The organism is Catellatospora sichuanensis, assembly GCF_007483665.1.
Classification (GTDB): domain Bacteria; phylum Actinomycetota; class Actinomycetes; order Mycobacteriales; family Micromonosporaceae; genus Catellatospora; species Catellatospora sichuanensis.
The window spans coordinates 1-1,006 of record NZ_VIQO01000079.1; the positions used below are offsets into that span (position 1 = coordinate 1).

Annotated in this window: 2 protein-coding genes; both read right to left on the bottom strand. The window is 72.6% G+C overall.

What is annotated here, in order from left to right; translation table 11 throughout:
- Positions 1–346, bottom strand: a 346-nt coding sequence (locus FLL47_RS42595; RefSeq protein ID WP_144128387.1) for a VOC family protein, incomplete at its 3' end; no start/stop codon positions are given.
- Positions 347–386: 40 nt separating this feature from the next.
- A partial coding sequence (locus FLL47_RS42600; protein ID WP_144128388.1) for a helix-turn-helix transcriptional regulator occupies positions 387–1,006 on the bottom strand: 620 nt, incomplete at its 5' end.

The following is a 1,006-nucleotide window of genomic DNA, read 5'->3' on the forward strand; positions in this document are numbered from 1 at the left end:
CGAGTTCGGCGCCGTGCGGGCGGAGGCGGGCGAGGGTGTCCTCGATGTCGTCGACGGCGAACATGACGCGGTGCAGGCCCAGCGTGTTCGGCGGGGTGATCGCCGGCTCGGGGGTGATCGCCTTCGGGTGGTGGTACATCACCAGTTCGAGCCGGCCCGGGGCGTCCGGGACGCGCATCATCGCGATCTCGGTGCGCATGTCGTCGAGCCCGACGACCTTTCCCGCCCAGCTTGCTTCGGTCGGCATCCTGCCTTCCAGCTCCATGCCGAGTTCGGTGAAGAAAGCGACGGCGGCGTCGAGGTCGTCGACGACGATCCCGACGTTGTCCATGCGCTCGATCGTCATGTCCCGACGGTGGTGGCCGGGTCCGACGCTGTCGGTTCAGTCAGTCAAGGGCTGCGACGTCGGCCGATGCGGCAAGCAGGCGCCGGCCGAGGACCTGTGCGGTGTGGCGGACCTCGGGGCCGCCGACGATCCGGAACGCCACGGGGATGGCGGTGAGCTGCTCGGCGTACCACCAGGGGTTGCTGGTCGTGCCGATCAGGCGGCAGGTGTCGGCGTCGGCCGGTTCGAGGCGGCCCAGGTTTCGCGGGACGTGGCGCGCGGCGGTGGCCTGCGGCGCGTCGATGACCACCTCGACGGCGTACTCCCAGCCGACCGCCAGGTGCTCCTCGAGCGTGGCGACCGGGTCGAGGTCGGCCGGCGGGACGAACCCGTCGTCGAGCACCTCGACGCCGCGGACCCGGTCGATCCGGTATGCCCGGCGGCCGTCGGACGTGTGCGACCAGCACAGCAGGTACCAGCGGCTGTGGCGCACGACGACCGCCCACGGGTCGACGTCCAGCTCGCGCTCATTGCCGGCCTCGGAGCGATACCGCAGGCGCACCCGCCGGCGGTCCGCGCAGGCGTGCACCAGTTCGGTGGTGGTCTGTGGGTCGGGCCGGGCGGCACCACGATCGGGCGCCGGGGCGGTGGCCCGGCGTACCGCCTCGGCCTGGGCGGCGA